The organism is Leifsonia shinshuensis, from assembly GCF_013410375.1.
GTDB lineage: Bacteria > Actinomycetota > Actinomycetes > Actinomycetales > Microbacteriaceae > Leifsonia > Leifsonia shinshuensis.
The window spans coordinates 513,350-529,994 of the sequence record NZ_JACCFL010000001.1 but is presented as its reverse complement, the minus strand read 5'-3'; the positions used below and the strand labels follow the sequence as shown (position 1 = coordinate 529,994).

At 71.8% G+C, this 16,645-nt stretch carries 18 protein-coding genes; 8 read left to right on the top strand and 10 right to left on the bottom strand.

What is annotated here, in order from left to right:
• Positions 1-26: 26 nt before the first annotated feature.
• From HNR13_RS02670 to HNR13_RS02660, 3 genes are all read left to right on the top strand, one after another.
• Positions 27-848, top strand: coding sequence for an aldo/keto reductase (locus tag HNR13_RS02670; protein ID WP_179604318.1), 822 nt, complete (start codon positions 27-29; stop codon positions 846-848).
• A gap of 84 nt (positions 849-932) precedes the next feature.
• On the top strand, positions 933-1,661 hold the full coding sequence (locus HNR13_RS02665) for an FCD domain-containing protein (protein WP_179604317.1): 729 nt from the start codon (positions 933-935) through the stop codon (positions 1,659-1,661).
• Positions 1,658-2,893 carry a CynX/NimT family MFS transporter gene (locus tag HNR13_RS02660; RefSeq protein ID WP_179604316.1) on the top strand — a complete coding sequence of 412 codons (1,236 nt, stop codon included), beginning with the start codon at positions 1,658-1,660 and terminating at the stop codon, positions 2,891-2,893. Before HNR13_RS02665 ends, HNR13_RS02660 begins: the two co-directional genes overlap by 4 nt.
• Before the next feature lie 8 nt (positions 2,894-2,901).
• Here the strand turns inward: HNR13_RS02660 and HNR13_RS02655 are convergent, their stop codons facing one another.
• The 6 genes from HNR13_RS02655 to HNR13_RS02630 form a co-directional block, all read right to left on the bottom strand.
• Positions 2,902-3,822 carry a carbohydrate ABC transporter permease gene (locus tag HNR13_RS02655; protein ID WP_179604315.1) on the bottom strand — a complete coding sequence of 307 codons (921 nt, stop codon included), beginning with the start codon at positions 3,820-3,822 and terminating at the stop codon, positions 2,902-2,904.
• On the bottom strand, positions 3,819-4,694 hold the full coding sequence (locus HNR13_RS02650; RefSeq protein ID WP_179604314.1) for a carbohydrate ABC transporter permease: 876 nt from the start codon (positions 4,692-4,694) through the stop codon (positions 3,819-3,821). The genes HNR13_RS02655 and HNR13_RS02650 overlap by 4 nt, the downstream gene beginning before the upstream one ends.
• Positions 4,695-4,817: 123 nt before the next feature.
• Complete coding sequence (locus tag HNR13_RS02645; RefSeq protein WP_179604313.1) at positions 4,818-6,071, bottom strand: ABC transporter substrate-binding protein; 1,254 nt, start codon at positions 6,069-6,071, stop codon at positions 4,818-4,820.
• 80 nt (positions 6,072-6,151) lie between these two features.
• Positions 6,152-8,002, bottom strand: coding sequence for a glycoside hydrolase family 2 protein (locus HNR13_RS02640; protein ID WP_343063422.1), 1,851 nt, complete (start codon positions 8,000-8,002; stop codon positions 6,152-6,154).
• 89 nt (positions 8,003-8,091) lie between these two features.
• Positions 8,092-9,177, bottom strand: coding sequence for a LacI family DNA-binding transcriptional regulator (locus HNR13_RS02635; RefSeq protein ID WP_246312701.1), 1,086 nt, complete (start codon positions 9,175-9,177; stop codon positions 8,092-8,094).
• Between the two features lie 116 nt (positions 9,178-9,293).
• Positions 9,294-10,337, bottom strand: coding sequence for an EamA family transporter (locus HNR13_RS02630; RefSeq protein WP_179604311.1), 1,044 nt, complete (start codon positions 10,335-10,337; stop codon positions 9,294-9,296).
• Positions 10,338-10,454: 117 nt separating this feature from the next.
• Here HNR13_RS02630 and HNR13_RS02625 point away from each other — a divergent pair, with 117 nt between their 5' ends.
• Both HNR13_RS02625 and HNR13_RS02620 read left to right on the top strand, forming a co-directional pair.
• Positions 10,455-11,003 (top strand): CGNR zinc finger domain-containing protein, encoded by a 549-nt coding sequence (locus HNR13_RS02625; protein WP_179604310.1) that lies wholly within the window; start codon positions 10,455-10,457, stop codon positions 11,001-11,003.
• A 74-nt stretch (positions 11,004-11,077) separates the two neighbouring features.
• Positions 11,078-12,154, top strand: a complete 1,077-nt coding sequence (locus HNR13_RS02620) for a LacI family DNA-binding transcriptional regulator (RefSeq protein ID WP_179604309.1) — start codon at positions 11,078-11,080, stop codon at positions 12,152-12,154.
• Positions 12,155-12,158: 4 nt separating this feature from the next.
• On the opposite strand, the gene HNR13_RS02615 is transcribed toward HNR13_RS02620, so the two are convergent.
• On the bottom strand, positions 12,159-12,725 hold the full coding sequence (locus HNR13_RS02615) for an isochorismatase family protein (RefSeq protein ID WP_179604308.1): 567 nt from the start codon (positions 12,723-12,725) through the stop codon (positions 12,159-12,161).
• Positions 12,726-12,801: 76 nt separating this feature from the next.
• Between HNR13_RS02615 and HNR13_RS02610 the strand changes: the two genes are divergently transcribed.
• Complete coding sequence (locus tag HNR13_RS02610; RefSeq protein ID WP_179604307.1) at positions 12,802-13,296, top strand: MarR family winged helix-turn-helix transcriptional regulator; 495 nt, start codon at positions 12,802-12,804, stop codon at positions 13,294-13,296.
• A gap of 19 nt (positions 13,297-13,315) precedes the next feature.
• On the opposite strand, the gene HNR13_RS02605 is transcribed toward HNR13_RS02610, so the two are convergent.
• Together HNR13_RS02605 and HNR13_RS02600 are read right to left on the bottom strand one after the other, a co-directional pair.
• Complete coding sequence (locus HNR13_RS02605) at positions 13,316-13,717, bottom strand: hypothetical protein (protein WP_179604306.1); 402 nt, start codon at positions 13,715-13,717, stop codon at positions 13,316-13,318.
• 93 nt (positions 13,718-13,810) lie between these two features.
• Positions 13,811-14,698, bottom strand: a complete 888-nt coding sequence (locus HNR13_RS02600) for an aldo/keto reductase (protein WP_179604305.1) — start codon at positions 14,696-14,698, stop codon at positions 13,811-13,813.
• Positions 14,699-14,798: 100 nt separating this feature from the next.
• On the opposite strand from HNR13_RS02600, the gene HNR13_RS02595 reads away from it, so the two are divergent.
• Both HNR13_RS02595 and HNR13_RS02590 read left to right on the top strand, forming a co-directional pair.
• A complete protein-coding gene (locus HNR13_RS02595; RefSeq protein WP_179609066.1) occupies positions 14,799-15,671 on the top strand; it encodes a helix-turn-helix transcriptional regulator in 873 nt (290 codons plus the stop codon).
• A 50-nt stretch (positions 15,672-15,721) separates the two neighbouring features.
• Entirely contained in the window at positions 15,722-15,898 is a 177-nt protein-coding gene (locus HNR13_RS02590; protein WP_179604304.1) for a hypothetical protein, read from the top strand.
• An 88-nt stretch (positions 15,899-15,986) separates the two neighbouring features.
• Here HNR13_RS02590 and HNR13_RS02585 read toward each other — a convergent pair whose 3' ends face one another.
• On the bottom strand, positions 15,987-16,643 hold the full coding sequence (locus tag HNR13_RS02585) for a fasciclin domain-containing protein (protein ID WP_179604303.1): 657 nt from the start codon (positions 16,641-16,643) through the stop codon (positions 15,987-15,989).
• Positions 16,644-16,645: the final 2 nt, after the last annotated feature.

Genomic DNA, 16,645 nt, shown 5'->3' with positions numbered 1-16,645 from the left:
GTCCCGACCCGTCGAGAGGAACCCCCATGTCCGTGCTCACCGACACGTTCGCCCTGTCCAACGGCGTCGAGATCCCGAAAGTCGGGTTCGGCACCTGGCAGATCCCGAATGGCCCGCTCACCTACGACTCGGTGCGCACGGCGCTCGACGTCGGCTACCGGCACATCGACACGGCGCGCGCCTACGGCAACGAGGCGAGCGTCGGACGGGCGGTGCGGGACAGCGGCATCCCGCGCGAGGAGGTGTTCATCACCACCAAGTGCCCCGCCGAGGTGAAGGACGCCGCGGGCGCCCGGCACGCGTTCGAACGGTCGACCGCGCTGCTGGATCTCGGGCCGATCGACCTCTACCTGATCCACGCGCCGTGGCCGTGGAACCACCAGGGCAGCGACCACCGCGCCGGCAACATCGAGGTCTGGAAGGTGTTCGAGGAGCTCTACGAAGCCGGCCGCACGCGCGCCATCGGGGTGAGCAACTTCGTCGTCGCGGACTTGGAGTCGCTGATCGGCGGGACGAGCGTGGTGCCGCACGCGGACCAGATCCGCTGGTACGTCGGGCACACCCAGCCCGAGACGACGGCGTACTGCCAGGAGCGCGGCATCCTCGTCGAGGGCTACTCGCCGCTGGCGACCGGGCGGCTGATCGGGAACGAGGACATCGACCTGATCGCGGAGAAGTACGGCAAGACCGGCGCGCAGGTGAGCCTGCGCTACCTGCTGCAGAAGGACGTCCTCCCGCTTCCGAAGTCGACGACACCGCGCCGGATCGCGGAGAACGCCCAGCTGGACTTCGAGCTGAGCCCGGAGGACGTGGCCGCACTGGACGCACTGTCGCCGACGGGCGCGTGAGCGCCGCCGAGCGATGCGGGCGCAGTACGCGCTGATGGTTTCATTTGTTGGACATTTGGCTATTTGGATGAGTACGCTTCTGGGGTGACCCGCATCGCCCCGAACGTGACCATCGCCGAACAGGTGGCCGACCAGCTGCGCCGCCGCATCGCGGACGGCGAGTTCCCGGTCGGCTCCCTCCTCCCGACCGAGGCCGAGCTGACGCAGGAGCTGGGCGTCAGCCGCAACAGCGTGCGAGAGGCGCTGCGCTCGCTCGTGCACGTCGGGCTCATCGGCGCCCGCGCCGGCTACGGGACGTTCGTCCGCGCGACCAACGAGGTCGCGCCCACACTGGCACGACGGCTCGACCACGAGCGCGCCGCCGACGTCGCAGAGGTGCGGCTGCTGCTGGAGCGGGAGTGCGCGCGCCTCGCCGCGCTCCGCCGCACGCCCGAGCAGGCCGGTCGGCTGGAGGCCGCACTCACGGCGCGCACCGAGCAGATCGGCCGCGCCGGGTACGACGAGGCGGACATCGAGTTCCACCGCATCCTGCTGGAGGCCTCCGGCAACGCACTGCTCGCCGAGCTCTACCGCGGGGTCGGCGGCAACGAGCAGGCGCTGCTGGCGCTGCGGTCCGGCGACGAGGCGGGGGGCGGAGGCGAGGGCCTGACCGACATCGACGACGCCCACGCCGCCATCGCCCGCGCTGTCATCGCGGGCGACCCGGTCGCGGCGGAGGCCGCGGCCGCGCACGCGGTGCGGCTGGTCAATGAGAAGCAGGGCATCCACCTCCCGGCGGGGGACGCGGACGGCAAGCCCGGAGCCACCCGATGAGCGTGGACGACCGCACCCTCTCCGCGCCCGCCACGACGGCGCGCATCCTCAGCCCCACGCTCGTCCTCGTCGGCCTGCTGTTGGTGGCCGGCAACCTGCGCGCCGGGATCACGACGGTCGGCCCGGTGCTAGCCGACATCGAGCGCGACCTCGGGCTGAGCTCCGTCGAGGCGTCGGTGCTGGTGAGCCTGCCGCTGCTGGCGTTCGCCGTCGTCTCCCCGCTCGCGCCGCGCCTGGCGCGCCGCGTCGGCCTCGAGTGGGCGCTGGGGCTCGGTCTGATCGGGCTGGCGGTCGGACTCGTGCTGCGGTCACTGCCCGGCGCCGTCCTGCTGTGGGGCGGCACCGCACTCATCGGCGTGGCGATCGCCGTCCTCAACGTGGTGCTTCCCGCTCTGGTGAAGCGCGACTTCCCGACCAGGATCGGCCAGATCACCGGGTCGTACTCGGCCGTCCAGTCGATCTTCGCTGCGCTGGCGGCCGGCGTCGCCGTCCCGGTCGCAGGGATGTCGGCGCTCGGCTGGCGGCTGCCGCTCGGGATGTGGGCGGTGCTCGCGGTCGTCGCGCTCGCCGTCCTCGCGCCGCAGCTCCGCCGTCGCACCGTCGTCGCCCGCGGTCAGGACGACGTCAGCGTCAGCGCACAGGACCTGCACGGCACGCGCTGGCGCTCTCCGTGGCGGTCGGCGCTCGGCTGGCAGGTGACCGCGTTCATGGGGATGCAGTCGGTGGGGTTCTACGTGTTCATCACCTGGCTGCCGTCGATCGAGACGTCAGCCGGCGTCGGCGCGGGGGAGGCCGGCCTCCACCAGCTGTTCCTCAACGGCTTCGGGATCCTCGGCAGCATCGGCTGCTCGTTCCTCATACCGCGCTTCCGCGATCAGCGCCTCCTCGCCATGATCGCGCCGGCGCTGATCGTGGTCTCCGCGACCGGCATCCTGATCGCCCCGCAGCTGTCCGGCGTCTGGACGAGCCTGACCGGTGTCGCGGGAGGTGCGAGCATCGTGCTCGCACTGTCGTTCTTCGGCCTCCGCACCACCCATCACTCGCAGGCAGCCGCGCTCTCCGGCATGGCCCAGACCGTCGGCTACGGCTTCGCGGCCGCCGGTCCGATCGCAGTCGGCGCGCTCCACGACGCGACCGGGTCGTGGACGCCGGCGCTCGCGGTGGTCATCGTGCTGCAGGTGCTGCTGGTGGTCGTCGGCGGTTTCGCCGGGAGGGCGCGCGTCATCGGCTGACGGACGCCCTACTTCCCGGCTCCCACGGCGATCCCCGCGACGACGTAGCGCTGCAGCGCGAGGAACACGATGAACAGCGGGAGCACGCCGAGCACGAGCGTCGGCAGCAGCTGCTCCGGGCTCATCGTGTGCGTCCCGATCGTCGCGTAGACGGCGAGCGTGACGGTCTGCTTGTCGTCGGAGGACAGCAGCACGAGCGGCAGGATGAGGTCGTTCCAGACCTGCAGGATGACGAAGATCGCGAGCGTCGCCGTCGCCGGGCGCAGCAGCGGGAAGACGATCTTCCAGTAGGTGCGGATGAGCCCGGCGCCGTCGACGGCCGCGGCCTCCTCCAGTTCCGGCGGCACGGTGCGCAGGAAGCCGGCGAAGAAGAACACGGCGAACGGCATGATCGTCGCCGTGTACGCGAGCACGATGCCGATGTAGCTGTCCAGCAGGTGGAGCTTCTGCATCACTTCGTACAGCGGCGTGAGCACCACGAAGATCGGGATCGTGAGGCCGGAGACGAAGATCTGGTACAGCGTGCGCGTCCAGCGCCGCGTGTGCCGCACGATCGCCCAGGCCGCCAGGGAGGCCGCGAAGACCGTGATGACTGCGGTCGCGAGGGTGATGATGAGCGTGTTCCCGACACTGCGCAGGTAGTGCATGTTCTGGAACGCGTTGATGTAGTTCTGGAAGTCGATCGGCGCCGGGAGCGCGAACGGGTTCGACGGGGAGGTGTTCCCGTGGTGCAGCGACACCATCACGAGCACCCAGATCGGCGTGAGGACGACGGCCGTGAAGGCGATCAGGACGACGGAGGCGATGACCGTCGACGCTCGCGCGCGGAAGCGACGGGACCGGAAGCGCGGGGCGCGCGACGCGGGACCCGCGGGCGTGACGCCGCCGTCGCGGGCGGCCTCGGTCTCCTGGCTGATGAGTGCGGTCATGCGAGGTCGGCCTCCCGTCGGCGCAGCAGCGTCGCCTGCGTGACCCCCACGACGATCGTGAGGATGAGCAGCAGGACGGCGAGCGTCGTGCCGTAGGCGAACTGATAGTTCGCGAAGCTGTTGTTGTAGATGACGAGGCTCAGCGTCTGGGTCGCGTCCTCGGGGGCGCCCTGCGTCATGATGAACGGCAGGTCGAACACGCGCAGCGACCCGATGACGCTGAGCGTGATGTTGATCGTGAACGACGGGGCGAGCAGCCGCCAGTCGATGCTCCAGAACCGGCGCCAGCCCGCGGCGCCGTCCAGGTTCGCGGCCTCGATCAGGGCCGGGTCGATCGCCAGGTAGTTGGCGAGGTAGATCGTCGCCGTGTAGCCGAGGAACATCCAGATGTAGATGGCGGCGATCGACATCAGCGCCGTGTGCGGGTCGCCCAGCCAGATCGGCTCGAGCCAGTGCAGGCCGAGGGCGTTCATGACGTCGTCGATCGGTCCTCCGAGCGGGGAGTACATGTACGACCACAGGTAGCCGACGGCGACGAACGCCATCATCGCGGGGAGCAGCAGGCCCGCGCGGACGAAGTTGCGCACGCGCTCCAGCTTGAACAGCCAGAAGGCGACCAGGAGGGCGAGGCCGTTCTGCACGATGACGACCACGATCGTGTAGACGATGGTGTTGCCGAGCGCGTGCAGCACGGTCGGGTCGGACAGCGCGTGCAGGTAGTTCTTCAGCCCGACGAAGTTCCCGCCGCTCGGCCCGATGGCGTCGGTGAAGCTGAGCTGCACGCCGCGGATGAGCGGGTAGATCACGAACACGGCGAAGATCAGGGCTGCCGGCGCGATCAGCACCATCGCGGAACGGCCACGGATTTGCATGGGATCGCCTTTCGGGGGCTGGGTGGTGCGGGTGCGGTGGTGCGGGTGCGGTGGTGCGTGGATGCCCGGCCGGGGAGGCGAGCGCACTCCCCGGCCGGGACGCGGGCGACGGGTCCGCGGTGCCTACTTCGTCTTCGGGATCGTCTGGTCGAGCTGCTTGAGGAGCGCGCTCGTCGACTGCGTCGGGTCGTTGAAGAGCGAGGTGCCGACCTTCCAGAACTCCTGCTCGTAGGTCGGGAAGTGCAGGTACTCGATCGGCGAGACCTGCGAGTGGCCGGCGTTGAAGGCGTCCACGTAGGCGGTCGCCTTCTCCATCGTCGGGCTCGGCACGTTCTTCAGCGTCGTGAAGGAGTTCTCGGCGGCCAGGTAGCGGCTGTCGTTCGCCGGGTCGGCCATGAACGCGACGTACTTCTTCGCGGCGTCGGTGTGCTGGCTGGCGGCGTTGACGCCCCAGCCGGAGCCGACGAAGGTCACGCCGTAGGGGCTGCTGCCCGCGTCGCCGCCGGGGAACGGGTTGAGCGAGAAGTCGAACTTCGCGTTCTGCTGGAAGTTCTGCAGCTCCCACGCGCCCATGATGGTGAACGCCCACTTGCCGGCGGCGAAGTCCGCGTTGCCGGTGTTGAACGGCTCGATGCCGTTCATCAGCTTGCCGTCGACGTCACCGGAGGTCAGCAGCTGCTTGATGTGGTCGAAGACCGGCGCGAACGACGGGTTCCAGTTGGTCTTGCCCTCGTCGTAGCCCTGGCCCCACGTGGGGTCGACCAGGTTCGCGGCGAGCGCCAGCGACAGCTGCTCGCTGGTCCAGCCGCCCTGGTCGGCGAGCAGCAGGCCGGGCTGGCCGGCGGCCTTCAGCTTCTGCAGCGCGTCCAGGAAGTCCGGCCAGGTCTGCGGGACCTGGCTGATGCTGGCCTTCTTCAGGATGTCGAGGTTGGCGTAGAGGCCGATCGGGATGTTCTGCTGCGTGAACGCGTAGGTCTTGCCGTTGATCGCGCCGAACGGCGCGACGTTCGGGAGCAGCTGCTTCACCCAGGACTGGTCGCTGAGGTCGGCGAGGTAGCCCTGCTTCTGCCACTGCTGCACGCGGGTCGCGTTCGTCATCAGGACGTCAGCGGCGGTGCCGGCGGCGAGGCGGGTGTTGTTGTACTGGTCGTACTCGCCGTTGGCGACGTACTTGTAGTCGATCGTGATGTCCGGGTACTTCTTGTGGAAGTCGGCGTTGATCTGGGGGATGTCGGCGAGCTCGGTGCCGCCGCCCTCGAAGCCGACGACGGTCAGCGTGACCTTGCCGCTGCTGGAGCCGTCTCCCGACGAGCAGCCGGCGAGCGCCAGCGCCACCGCCGAGACGGCGGCCGCGGCGAGGATCAGTTTCTTGCGCATGGGTGTCCACTCCTTTGTGAGGTGCATTGTGTTGTCGGTGCTGGGTGGTGCAGGGGTCGGATGGTGCCTGCCGCGCCCGCTCAGGGTTCGAGGGGCCGGACGTCGTCGAGCTCGTAGGCCGCGGGCCGCGACTGGATGTCCCTCAGGGTCCGGAGGTCGAACTTCGGCACGCGGCGGAAGTCGAGCACGCCGTTCTTCTCCTGGAAGACGTCCGTGAGCTGGGTGAAGCAGTAGCCGAACATCGCCGGGTCGTCGAGCAGCGCGTCGACGAGCCGGCGGAAGCGGTCGAGCCACTCGTCGCGGGTGCGCGGCGCCTCGCCGTAGCCCCAGGACTCGTCGCCGGTGCGGTCCGTGTCCGACCACCAGATGCCGCCGAACTCGCTGCAGAAGTACGGCTGCCCGGCGTACGGGACCGACCACTCGGTCCCGTCGGGGGCGGTGTTGACGTAGGGGCGGCCGTCGGCGAGGCCGCCCATGAGCGTGGCGAACACCTCGGGGTCCTGCTCGTACAGGTGCGAGTCGTAGATGTCCGCGGCGGGGACCCGGTGCGAGTAGCCGGACGCGTCGATCACCGGCCGGGTGGGGTCGATGGCCTTGGTGACCGTGTAGAGCGCCTTCGTGGCGTCGTCGAGGATGGTGAGCCGGTCCGTGATCGGCTGGTAGGTCTCGTTGAGCGGGCACCAGCCGACGATCGACGGATGCGAGAGGTCGCGGGTGAGCGCCTCCACCCACTCGGCGACGAAGGACACGGTCGGCTCCTGCGGGCCGCCAGGGCCGACCTTGGCGCCCCAGTCGGCGAACTCGCCCCAGACCAGGTAGCCGAGCCGGTCGGCGTGGAAGAGGTAGCGCTCCTCGAACACCTTCTGGTGCAGGCGGGCGCCGTTGAAGCCGGCGGCCAGGCCGAGCTCGATGTCGGCCACGAGGGCGTCGTCGCTGGGCGCCGTCATGAGGGTGTCCGGCCAGTAGCCCTGGTCGAGCACCAGCCGCTGGAAGACCGGGCGGCCGTTGAGCAGGACGCGGCGGCCGTCGATGGCGATCGAGCGCATCCCGGCGTAGCTGTCGAGCTCGTCGAGCACCGTCTCGCCGCGCAGGAGCGTGAAGCGGACCCGGTAGAGGTGCGGGTCCTCCGGCGACCAGGTGCGGAGCCGGTCGGCGGGGACGGGGAGCGTGACCACGGGCGTCAGCTGGGCGGTCACCGCCGCGGTCGCGGCGGCGACGAGTCCGTCCGCGTCGAGGAGCTCGACCCGGGCGGTGAGCCCGGCGGCGGGGGCGACGACGTCGAGCTCGACCGCGAACGACGACGACGGGAGGTCGGGGCGGATCACCGGGCGGCCGAAGCGGGCGGCGGCGACCGGCTCCAGCCAGACCGTCTGCCAGATGCCGGTCGTGCGCGTGTAGAACGCCTCGTAGTTCTCCGGGCGGCGCGACTGCTTGCCCCTGGCCTGGATGGCCACGGTGTCGTCCTCGGCGAGGACCGACAGCACGAAGGAGCCGTCCGCGGCGGAGGCGACCGCCGCGGCCTCCGTGATGTCGAAGCTGAACGAGGTGAACCCGCCGCGGTGGCGGCCGACCTCGACGTCCCCGACCCACACCGTGGTGTCGAAGTCGACGGCGCCGAAGTGGAGCAGGATCCGGTCGCCGGCCCAGTCGGCCGGCAGCTCGACGGTGCGCTGATAGCGCACCGCGGGGTGGAAGCCGGTGTCGCCGATGCCGGAGCGCTCCGACTCGGGGGCGAACGGGACGAGGATGTCGCGGTCGAGCTCCCAGCGCGACGGCGCCGCCTGGTCGCCGCCGAAGCCGAAGCTCCACACGCCGTTGAGGTTCAGCCAGCGGTCGCGCACGAACTGCGGACGCGGGTATTCCGGGCGCGGCACGGCCTGCGCAGCGGGAGCGTCGCCGCCCTGTTCAATTTCCCTCGATGCAAATGACACGATCAGGATGCTAGCGCGATACATTGCCTCGATGCAAACACCGCGCGGAAAATGTGTCCGCTCGCGGTCTGCGCCGTGTCGCCCCCGGGTCAGCCGGCGGCGGAACCGGCCGGTTCCGCGCCGGGCAGCGTTGGCGCGCTCTCCCGCACGACGAGGCGATGCGGCCCCACCAGCACCTCCGGCGCCAGCTCCTCACCGGCGAGCCGCCGCACGATGCGGTCGAGCGCCGTCTCGGCCAGCCACTGCTTGTCCGGGCTCACCGTGGTGAGGGAGGGGATCGAGAAGCGGCCGTCCTCGATGTCGTCCCAGCCGACGACCGCGACCTGGTCCGGGACCGCGACCCCGGCCTCGTGGAGCGTGCGCAGCGCGCCGAGCGCGAGGGCGTCGGAGAAGCAGAAGATCGCGTCGAACCGCTGCCCGCTGTCGAGCAGTCGCCGCATCGCCGCCGCACCCTCCGGCCGGCGGAAGCCGTCGACGTACTCGACGATCTCCGGGAGGCCGAGGTCGGAGTGGGCGGCGATCGCGGCCCGATAGCCCGCGAGGCGCTGGGAGCTCGACGCGCGGTGGCTCGCCTCGGCGCCGATCGCCGCGATCCGGCGGCGACCCTGCGCCAGCAGATGCTCCACGGCCTCCCGGGCGGCCCGGAAGTTGTCGATCATCACCTTGTCGAAGCCGGGGAACTCGTCCTCGCCGAGGAACACCAGGGGGCCGGCCGCGAGCGCGTCCAGGTCCTCGGCGCGCAGGGCCAGCGGGCTCAGCGCGAGCGCGTCGAAGAGCGAGCCGCCGGCCGTGCGCCGCAGCAGCGCGAGCTCGCGCTCGCGGTCACCGTCGGTCTGGTCGACCACCACCGTGAGGCCGCGCTCGGCGCCGCCCTCGACGAACGCCCGGGTGAGCTCGGCGAAGTAGGCCGTGTCGAGCTCCGGGAGCATCAGCCCGATGAGACCGGACCGGCCGACCTTGAGGCTGCGGGCGAGCTCACTCGGCCGGTACTCGAGCTCCCGGATGACGGCGAGCACGCGCTCCCGGGTCGCGGGCGCGACGTGGTCGAAGCCGTTGACGACGTTCGAGACGGTCCGGACGGAGACGCCGGCGGCCTCGGCCACCTCACGACGCGTAGCCGCCATGCGTCCCCCGCTCCGTCGTCCGGTGTGCTCGGTCGTCTGCCCCGTGGGCATCCGTTCGCCTCGTGGCGCCTGTTCGCCTCGTGGCGCTTGTTCGCCACGCGGCCCCTGTTTGCCTCGTGGCAACAGGGCGCGATCATCCTAGCGGGAACGCGCGCGCCGGACGCGAGTCAGCCGAGCGGGACCTCGGGCGCGGTCGCGGCGCCGGAAGCGGCCAGCGGACCGGCGCCGGGCACAGCGGCGGCCTCGTCCGGGGCGGCCGACTGCTGCGGCCGACCCTCCGGCGCCGGCGCCTCCCGCACTGCGTCACCCGAGGTGTCCACGCGCACGAGAGCGATCCCGCCGAGGATGAGCGCGCCGCCGAGCAGCTGGAGGGCGTTCAGCGACTCCCCCAGCAGCAGCCAGGCGTAGAACGTGGCGGCCACGACCTCCAGCAGCCCGGCGAACGACCCCAGCCGGGAGCCGAGCATGTTGGCGGCGGTGATGCCGGACGCGTAGGCGAGCGCCGTCGCCAGCACCCCGACGACGGCCAGCGGTATCCACCACGGCGCCGGGTGCCCGAAGAGCTGGACGTCCCGCGTGCTCACCACCCACGGGAGCAGGCCGGTCGCGCTGACGGCGAGCAGCGCGACGCCGCCCGCGAGGAGGCCGCCCGCGGCGAGTGCGACCGGCGGGAGGCCGTCGGCCGGTCGCGCGGCGATGATGTAGTAGCCGGCGCAGCCGAGCATCGCCGTCACGGCGAGGGCGACGCCGACGACGTCGAGCGACTTCCCGCCGCCCGGCGACACCACCAGGAGGAGGCCGGCGATCGCGACGGCGGAGCCGGCCAGCACGACCGCCTTCGGCGCGCGCCGGGTGCGCGCCCACACGAACAGGACGAGCACCACGGGTGCGAGGTACTCGATCAGGATGGCCGTGCTGACCGGGATGCGCTCGATCGCCGCGAAGTAGAGCACCTGCGTCCCGGCGACGCCGATCAGGGCCATCCCGAGCAGCCGCCAGCGCCCGCGCCACAGCGTGGCCCACCGCCCGCGCAGCGCGAGGATCGCGAACGGGGCCAGCACGACGCCGCCGATCAGCACGCGCGCGGTGACCGCGGCGGCGGGCGACCAGCCGCTCTCCAGGAGCGGCTTGATGAACGCGCCCGAGAGCCCGAACGATGCGGCGGCGACGACCGCGACGGCGAGGCCCTTGGACGTCTGGCTCAGTGCCATCGGAGGCCTCCTGACTGCGTGCGCGGGGTGTCCGGCCCGATCAGCGGATCGCAGCCGCGTCAGGACCGTAGTGGGTTATGATCCTGACGCTAGTACCCCGCGCGGTAAGGAGTCAACTTGCATTTTGCCCCTGACACGGAGGACGCTCTCCAGTTCGCCGTGGTCCTCTGCAACACCGTCCCCACGGCCTCCCGCAGCGGGGAGGACGAGCTCGCCACCCCGACCCAGCTCGTCGCGCTGCTGCACGAGAACCAGTACTCGGGACGCATCGACGGCGACGAGGCGGAGCTGCAGCAGGTGCACGAGACCCGGGACCGCCTGCGCAGGGCCTGGACGATGGAGCGCGACGCCGCAGTGGCCGAGGTGAACGCCATGCTCGCCGACGCCCACGCCTCCCCCTACCTGATGCGCCACGACGGCTTCGACTGGCACCTGCACGCCACCTCCCTGGAGGCGCCCCTGGCCGAGCGGATCCGGGTCGAGATCGCGCTCGCGCTCGTCGACGTGATCCGCTCGAACGAGAACGACCGGCTGCGCAGCTGCGCGGCCGACGACTGCGACGGCCTCCTCCTCGACCTGTCGCGCAACGGCTCCAAGCGCTTCTGCAGCGTGCGCTGCGGCAACCGGATGAACATGGTGGCGTTCCGCGCCAGGCAGGAGGCCTGAGCGCACCGGCGCGGGCGGCCCCGCGTGAGATGATGACGGATCAGATCCACCGGAACCGAGGAGCCGCCCAGCCCATGACGGGTGACAAGCTGCCCACGATGCAGGCCGTCGCCGAGAAGGCGGGGGTGTCGCTCGCCACCGTCTCCAACGTCATGAACCAGCCCTCTCGCGTCGCCCCGGCGACCAGGGACAGGGTGCGCGCCGCGATCGAGTCGCTCGGCTACATCCGCAACGCGGCCGCGCGCGACCTCAAGCGCAGCAGGAGCGACGGCATCGGGCTCATCGTGCCGGACATCCTCAACCGGCTGTTCGTGGACATGGCCCGCGGCGCGCAGATCACCGCGGGTCAGCGCGGGCTGAGCCTGCTGCTGGCGAACGCCGTCTACGCGTTCGAGTCGTTCGACCCGCTGGTGGTCACCGACCAGCAGGACCAGTTCCTCGACTTCTTCGCCGAGGAGCGCACCAGCGGCATCCTGTACGCGGCGATGAGCGACCCGACCGACGGGATCAACCGCATCCGCGGCCACGTGCGCCCCATCGTCGTCATCAACTACGACCAGCCGGGCGACTGGTGCTCGGTGCTGATGGACAACCGGCAGGCCGGGCGCATCGCCGTCGAGCACCTGGCCGGGATCGGGGTGCGCCGGGTCTTCTACGTGTCGCCGCCCGACGCGGCCCAGCCGATCGCGGACCGGCGCCGCGGCGTCGCGGAAGGCGCCGCGAGCCAGGGCCTGGAGCTGACCGAGGTCACCACGGACGGCCTCGAGTTCGAGCACGGGAGCGCAGCGATGGCCGAGCTGCTCGCCGGCCGCGCCGACGGCGAGCGCATCGGCTTCGTCGGGATGACCGACGCGCTGGCGCTCGGCGCGCTCGGCGTCCTCCGCGAGCACCCGGAGTTGCGCATCCCGGAGGACGTCGCGGTCATCGGCCTGGACGGCACCCACGACGGCGCGCGCTCGGACTGGGTCAGCCTCACCTCCATCACCCTCCCCGGCTACCGGATGGGCGAGGAGGCGATCCGGCTCGTCCTCGACGAGGCCCAGCCGGGGCACCGCCACGAGCGGGTGATCCTGCCGGTGGGGATGCGGCTCGGGGCCAGCACACTCGGGTCCGCCGCGACCGCGGGCGGCGCGGACGGCACGACGCCGTAGCGGCTTACCGCTCCGCCAGCAGCGCCAGCACCTCCGCGGTCGTGCCGAGCTCGCCGAGCTTCGGGAACTGGTACGCGATGGAGGCCTCGTGGGCCTCGAGGACGTCGCTCATCGCGTCGGTGACGAACGCGACGTGGTAGCCGAGCTCGTACGCCGAGCGGGCCGTCGACTCGACACCGGACGTGGTGGAGACGCCGGTGAGCACGATCTGCGTCACGCCGGCCGCCTTCAGCTGCGCGTCGAGGTCGGTCGAGAGGAAGGCGCCCAGCGTGCGCTTGGTGACGGTGATGTCGCCCGGCTGCCGGTCGAGCTCCGGCAGGAGCTCCGTGGCCTGCGCGGGGAGCGTCTGCGCCCCGACGCGCCCCATCGCCTTGCCGCGGTCGGTGCGGCCGGGGGCGGTCCCCGCGACGTTGACCAGCACGACCGGGAGGCCGTTGGCGCGGAACGACGCCGCCAGCTCCGCGGAGCGGGCGACGACCTGCTCGACCGGGTGGGCGGTGGGCTGGCCCAGGATGCCGGTCTGGAGGTCGATGACGACGAGGGCGGGGGTCTGCTCGAGCTCGATGCTCATGGGATGGGTCTCCTCATAACGTTCGCTCGCACAATCGTTTGTGTGGCTGACGATCAGCCTACGCTATGATTTCGGCATGTCCAGCGCGAGGCCGGCGGCCGGTGACCCGAGCGAGCTGCTCACGTACCTCCTCAAGCACGCCCACCGGCGGCTGCTGGCGCTCGCGGACGCCGCGATCGAGCCCCTGGGGCTGGAAGGCAGGGAGTTCGGCGTCCTCCGCGCACTCGCCGCCCGCGAACCGCTGTCGCAGCAGGCGCTCGCGGGCGACCTCGGCGTGGACCCGACCACGATGGTCGCCGTGATCGACGCGCTCGAGGACAAGGGGATCGTCACCCGGCGCCCCGACCCGGCCGACCGGCGCCGCAACGCGATCGAGCTGACGGAGGCGGGACGCGCGACGAACCGCGACGCCGAGGCCGCCTACCGGGCGGCCGAGGCCGAGTTCCTGGCGCCGCTCGGCGGCGCGGAGGCGGCCGCGTTCAGTGCGTCGCTGCGCGCTGTGCTGGCGATCCCGGACGGACCGGACACCGGGGACGCCGGAGTCGCGCCGGCGCGGACGGACGCGGGCTGACGAGCCGAGCAGCGACGGATCAGAGCAGCGGACTGTCGTCGTCCGCGTCCTCCTGCCACACCCCGGTGCCGCCGGCGTAGCCGTAGGGGAACAGCGCGATCGCGACCGGCGAGACCATGACGGAGGCCGCCACCGCGGGCAGCAACGGACCCAGCACGCGCTCGAGGCTCCCCGGCCGGGTGACCTCCAGGTCGGTGGCGACGCGCGCGAGGGTCTCCGGGCGCTCGTCGACCGGCCGGTCCGCCTCATCGACGCTCTGCGCGAGCCGGGTGCGGAGCTCGTCCCGCTGCGTGTCGCTCAACGCGGCGAAGGCCTCGGTGTGCACCTGGACGAGCTGATCCTCCTGGGCGGTCGCGAGCACGGACTCGTAGCGCTCGACGGCCGCCTCCGCGTCTCCGCCGGAGCGGTGCTTCCTGAACACGAGACCCGAGTGTAGACCGGGGGTCCGCGGGCGTCGAGGGTGCGGCGTGTCACCTTCGGTCACGTCGCGAGCTTAGCGCCGCACCGACACCCCTCACGCCTCCGGGATCGCCATCGCGAACCGCTCCGGCCGGGCCACGTCCGGGTCAGGCCCGTTCCGTACGCCCGCGTCGAGACCGTCGATGCGTGCCAGTTCCTCGTCGGTCAGGTCGAAGTCGAAGACGTCGAAGTTCTCCGCGATGCGGCCGGGGTCGACCGACTTGGGGATGGCCGAGCGGCCCTGCTGGAGGTGCCAGCGGAGCATGACCTGGGCGGGCGTCCTGCCGTGGGCGCGGGCGAGCTCCGCCAGCAGCGGGTCCTCCATCACATTGCGGCGCTGCTCGCCCCAGCCCGGGTAGAACGTGATGCCGCCGATCGGGGACCAGGCCTGCGTGACGATGCCGTGCGCGGCGTCGGCCGCCTGCACCTCCGGCTGGGTGAAGTACGGGTGCAGCTCGACCTGGTTCACAGCCGGGACGACGCCGACCGCGTCGAGCAGCCGGTCGAGGTGGTGCGGCATGAAGTTGCTGACGCCGATCGCGCGCACCCGGCCGTCCGCCAGCAGGGTCTCCAGCGCGCGGTAGGCGGCGACGGTCCGGTCGAACCGGTCGGGGGCGGGCTGGTGGAGGATGAGGAGGTCGAGCCGGTCCAGGCCGAGCTTGCCCGCGGCCTTCTCCCACGCGTGCAGGGTCTCGTCGTAGCCGTAGTCGGACACCCACACCTTGGTCTCCACGAACACCTCGCCGCGGTCGAGGCCGGAGCGGCGGATCCCCTCCCCGACCTCCCGCTCGTTGCCGTAGGCGGCCGCGGTGTCGATGTGCCGGTAGCCGGTCGCGAGGGCGGCCTCCACCGCATTGGTGGTCTCCTCCGGCGGACTCTGGAAGACGCCGAGCCCGAGCGCGGGCATCGTGACGCCGTTGTTGAGAGTGAGATCGATGGTCATGGCACCACGCTAAGCGCGGCGCAGACGCACCGGGAGGGCATGGCAGTGCCTCCCTCCACCCCTCCGCGCGGCGTAGCGTCGGGGTATGAGCGATCCGGGCCTGAGCAACAGCGACGACGTGCGGGAGTTCCTGACCTCCCGCCGCGCCCGGATCACGCCGGAGCAGGCCGGGCTGCCCGCGTACGGCGGCAACCGCCGGGTGGCGGGCCTCCGCCGCGAGGAGGTCGCGATGCTCGCCGGGGTGAGCGTCGACTACTACACCCGGCTGGAGCGCGGGAATCTCTCCGGCGCCTCCGACAGCGTCCTGGAGGCGCTCGCGCGGGCCCTCCAGCTGGACGACGCGGAGACCGCGCACCTCTACGACCTGGCCAGGGCCGCCGATGTCGCGCCGCGCGTCCGCCGCCGGCGCAGCCCGCAGACGGTCCGCCCCAGCCTGCAGCGCGTCATCGACGCCATCGTGGGGGCGCCCGCCTGGGTGCGCAACGACCGCGGCGACGTGCTCGCCGCCAACGAGCTCGGCCGGGCGCTCTACCTCGACCTGATGGCGGAGGAGGTGAAGCCGCCGAACGCGTCCCGGTTCACCTTCCTCAACCCGAAGTCGCGGCAGTTCTACGCGAACTGGGAGCAGGCCGCCGACGACATGGTCGCGATCCTCCGCTCGGCCGCCGGCCGCAACCCGTACGACAGGGACCTCACCGACCTCATCGGGGAGCTCTCCACCCGCAGCGAGGAGTTCCGCACCCGCTGGGCACGGCACGACGTCAAGTACCACCGCACCGGCCGCAAGCGCGTCCACCATCCGATCGTCGGCGACCTCGACCTCGCGTTCGAGGCGCTGGAGCTGCCGGGCGAGCCCGGGCTCCGCGTCAACGTGTACACGGCCGACCCCGGCACACCGTCGGAGGACGCGCTGAAGCTGCTGGCGAGCTGGGCGGCGACGCAGCGCGAGGCCGAGTACGGGAGGCGATCCTGACGCGCGGCAGCCGCGAGCGCCGCCGCGAGAGCCGCCGCTTCGCGCGGGAGGTGCGGCGGACGATCGTCGCGCTGCCCCGGGACGAGGACGCCGAGCTTCGCGTGGAGGCCGCCCTGCGCGCGGCGCCCGGCTTCGTCGCGGCGCCGCCGTTGTGGCGCCTGTTCCGGAGGCCGGCGAGCGACCTGGACACCGAGCCGCGCCGTCGGCGCGAGCCGGAGACCAACTGACCACGCGCCGACCGGGCCTATGCGGAAGCCGCCCGAGAGGGGCATTCCCCTCGGGCGGCTTCCGCGGTCTGCTCGCAGACCCCTCGGCTCACTTGGCCGGAGGCATCAGCACCGAGTCGATCAGGTAGACGGTGGCGTTGGCGGTGTGCACGCCGCCGCAGATCACGTTCGCGTCGTTCACCTTGAGGTTGTCACCGGAGCCGGTGACCGTGACGGTGCCGCCCTGGACGGTCTTGTGCGTCCCGACGATGTCCTTCGGCGCCAGCTGACCCGGGATGACGTGGTAGGTCAGGATGCTGGTCAGCGTCGGCGCTCCGGCGTCGGTCTTCAGCGTGTCGATCGTGGCCGGGTCGATCTTCTTGAACGCGTCGTCCACCGGGGCGAACACGGTGAACTGGCCGCTGTTGAGCGTGTCGACCAGGTTCACCTTGGCGTTCAGCTTGCCCGAGACCGCGGCGACGAGCGTGGTCAGCAGGGGGTTGTTGCTCGCGGCCGTCGCGACCGGGTCCTGGGCCATCCCCTGGACCGAGCCGGCGCCGGAGGGCACCTGCTTGGCGTAGGCGGCGCAGCCCGGGCCGACGAGGTCGGCGGCCGGGTCCATCGTCGCGGACGCCGACGGGGACGACGACGTCATGGCCGAGCTGGTGTCGGTGGACGCGGAGCCGGCCCCGGACGAGCAGGCGGTGAGCGCGAGCGCCGCGGCGGCGAGGATGCCGGCTGCGGCGAGGCGGGTGGTGGTGCGCATCG

Excerpts from the sequence above, each read along its gene's own strand:
- HNR13_RS02645 (WP_179604313.1), bottom strand. The coding sequence starts at position 6,071 with ATGCGCAAGAAACTGATCCTCGCCGCGGCCGCCGTCTCGGCGGTGGCG.
- HNR13_RS02600 (WP_179604305.1), bottom strand. The coding sequence starts at position 14,698 with ATGACCATCGATCTCACTCTCAACAACGGCGTCACGATGCCCGCGCTC.
- HNR13_RS02615 (WP_179604308.1), bottom strand. The coding sequence starts at position 12,725 with ATGAGCATCGAGCTCGAGCAGACCCCCGCCCTCGTCGTCATCGACCTC.
- HNR13_RS02660 (WP_179604316.1), top strand. The coding sequence starts at position 1,658 with ATGAGCGTGGACGACCGCACCCTCTCCGCGCCCGCCACGACGGCGCGC.
- HNR13_RS02670 (WP_179604318.1), top strand. The coding sequence starts at position 27 with ATGTCCGTGCTCACCGACACGTTCGCCCTGTCCAACGGCGTCGAGATC.
- HNR13_RS02610 (WP_179604307.1), top strand. The coding sequence starts at position 12,802 with ATGTCCAGCGCGAGGCCGGCGGCCGGTGACCCGAGCGAGCTGCTCACG.
- HNR13_RS02630 (WP_179604311.1), bottom strand. The coding sequence starts at position 10,337 with ATGGCACTGAGCCAGACGTCCAAGGGCCTCGCCGTCGCGGTCGTCGCC.
- HNR13_RS02650 (WP_179604314.1), bottom strand. The coding sequence starts at position 4,694 with ATGCAAATCCGTGGCCGTTCCGCGATGGTGCTGATCGCGCCGGCAGCC.
- HNR13_RS02585 (WP_179604303.1), bottom strand. The coding sequence starts at position 16,643 with ATGCGCACCACCACCCGCCTCGCCGCAGCCGGCATCCTCGCCGCCGCG.
- HNR13_RS02620 (WP_179604309.1), top strand. The coding sequence starts at position 11,078 with ATGACGGGTGACAAGCTGCCCACGATGCAGGCCGTCGCCGAGAAGGCG.
- HNR13_RS02635 (WP_246312701.1), bottom strand. The coding sequence starts at position 9,177 with ATGCCCACGGGGCAGACGACCGAGCACACCGGACGACGGAGCGGGGGA.
- HNR13_RS02655 (WP_179604315.1), bottom strand. The coding sequence starts at position 3,822 with ATGACCGCACTCATCAGCCAGGAGACCGAGGCCGCCCGCGACGGCGGC.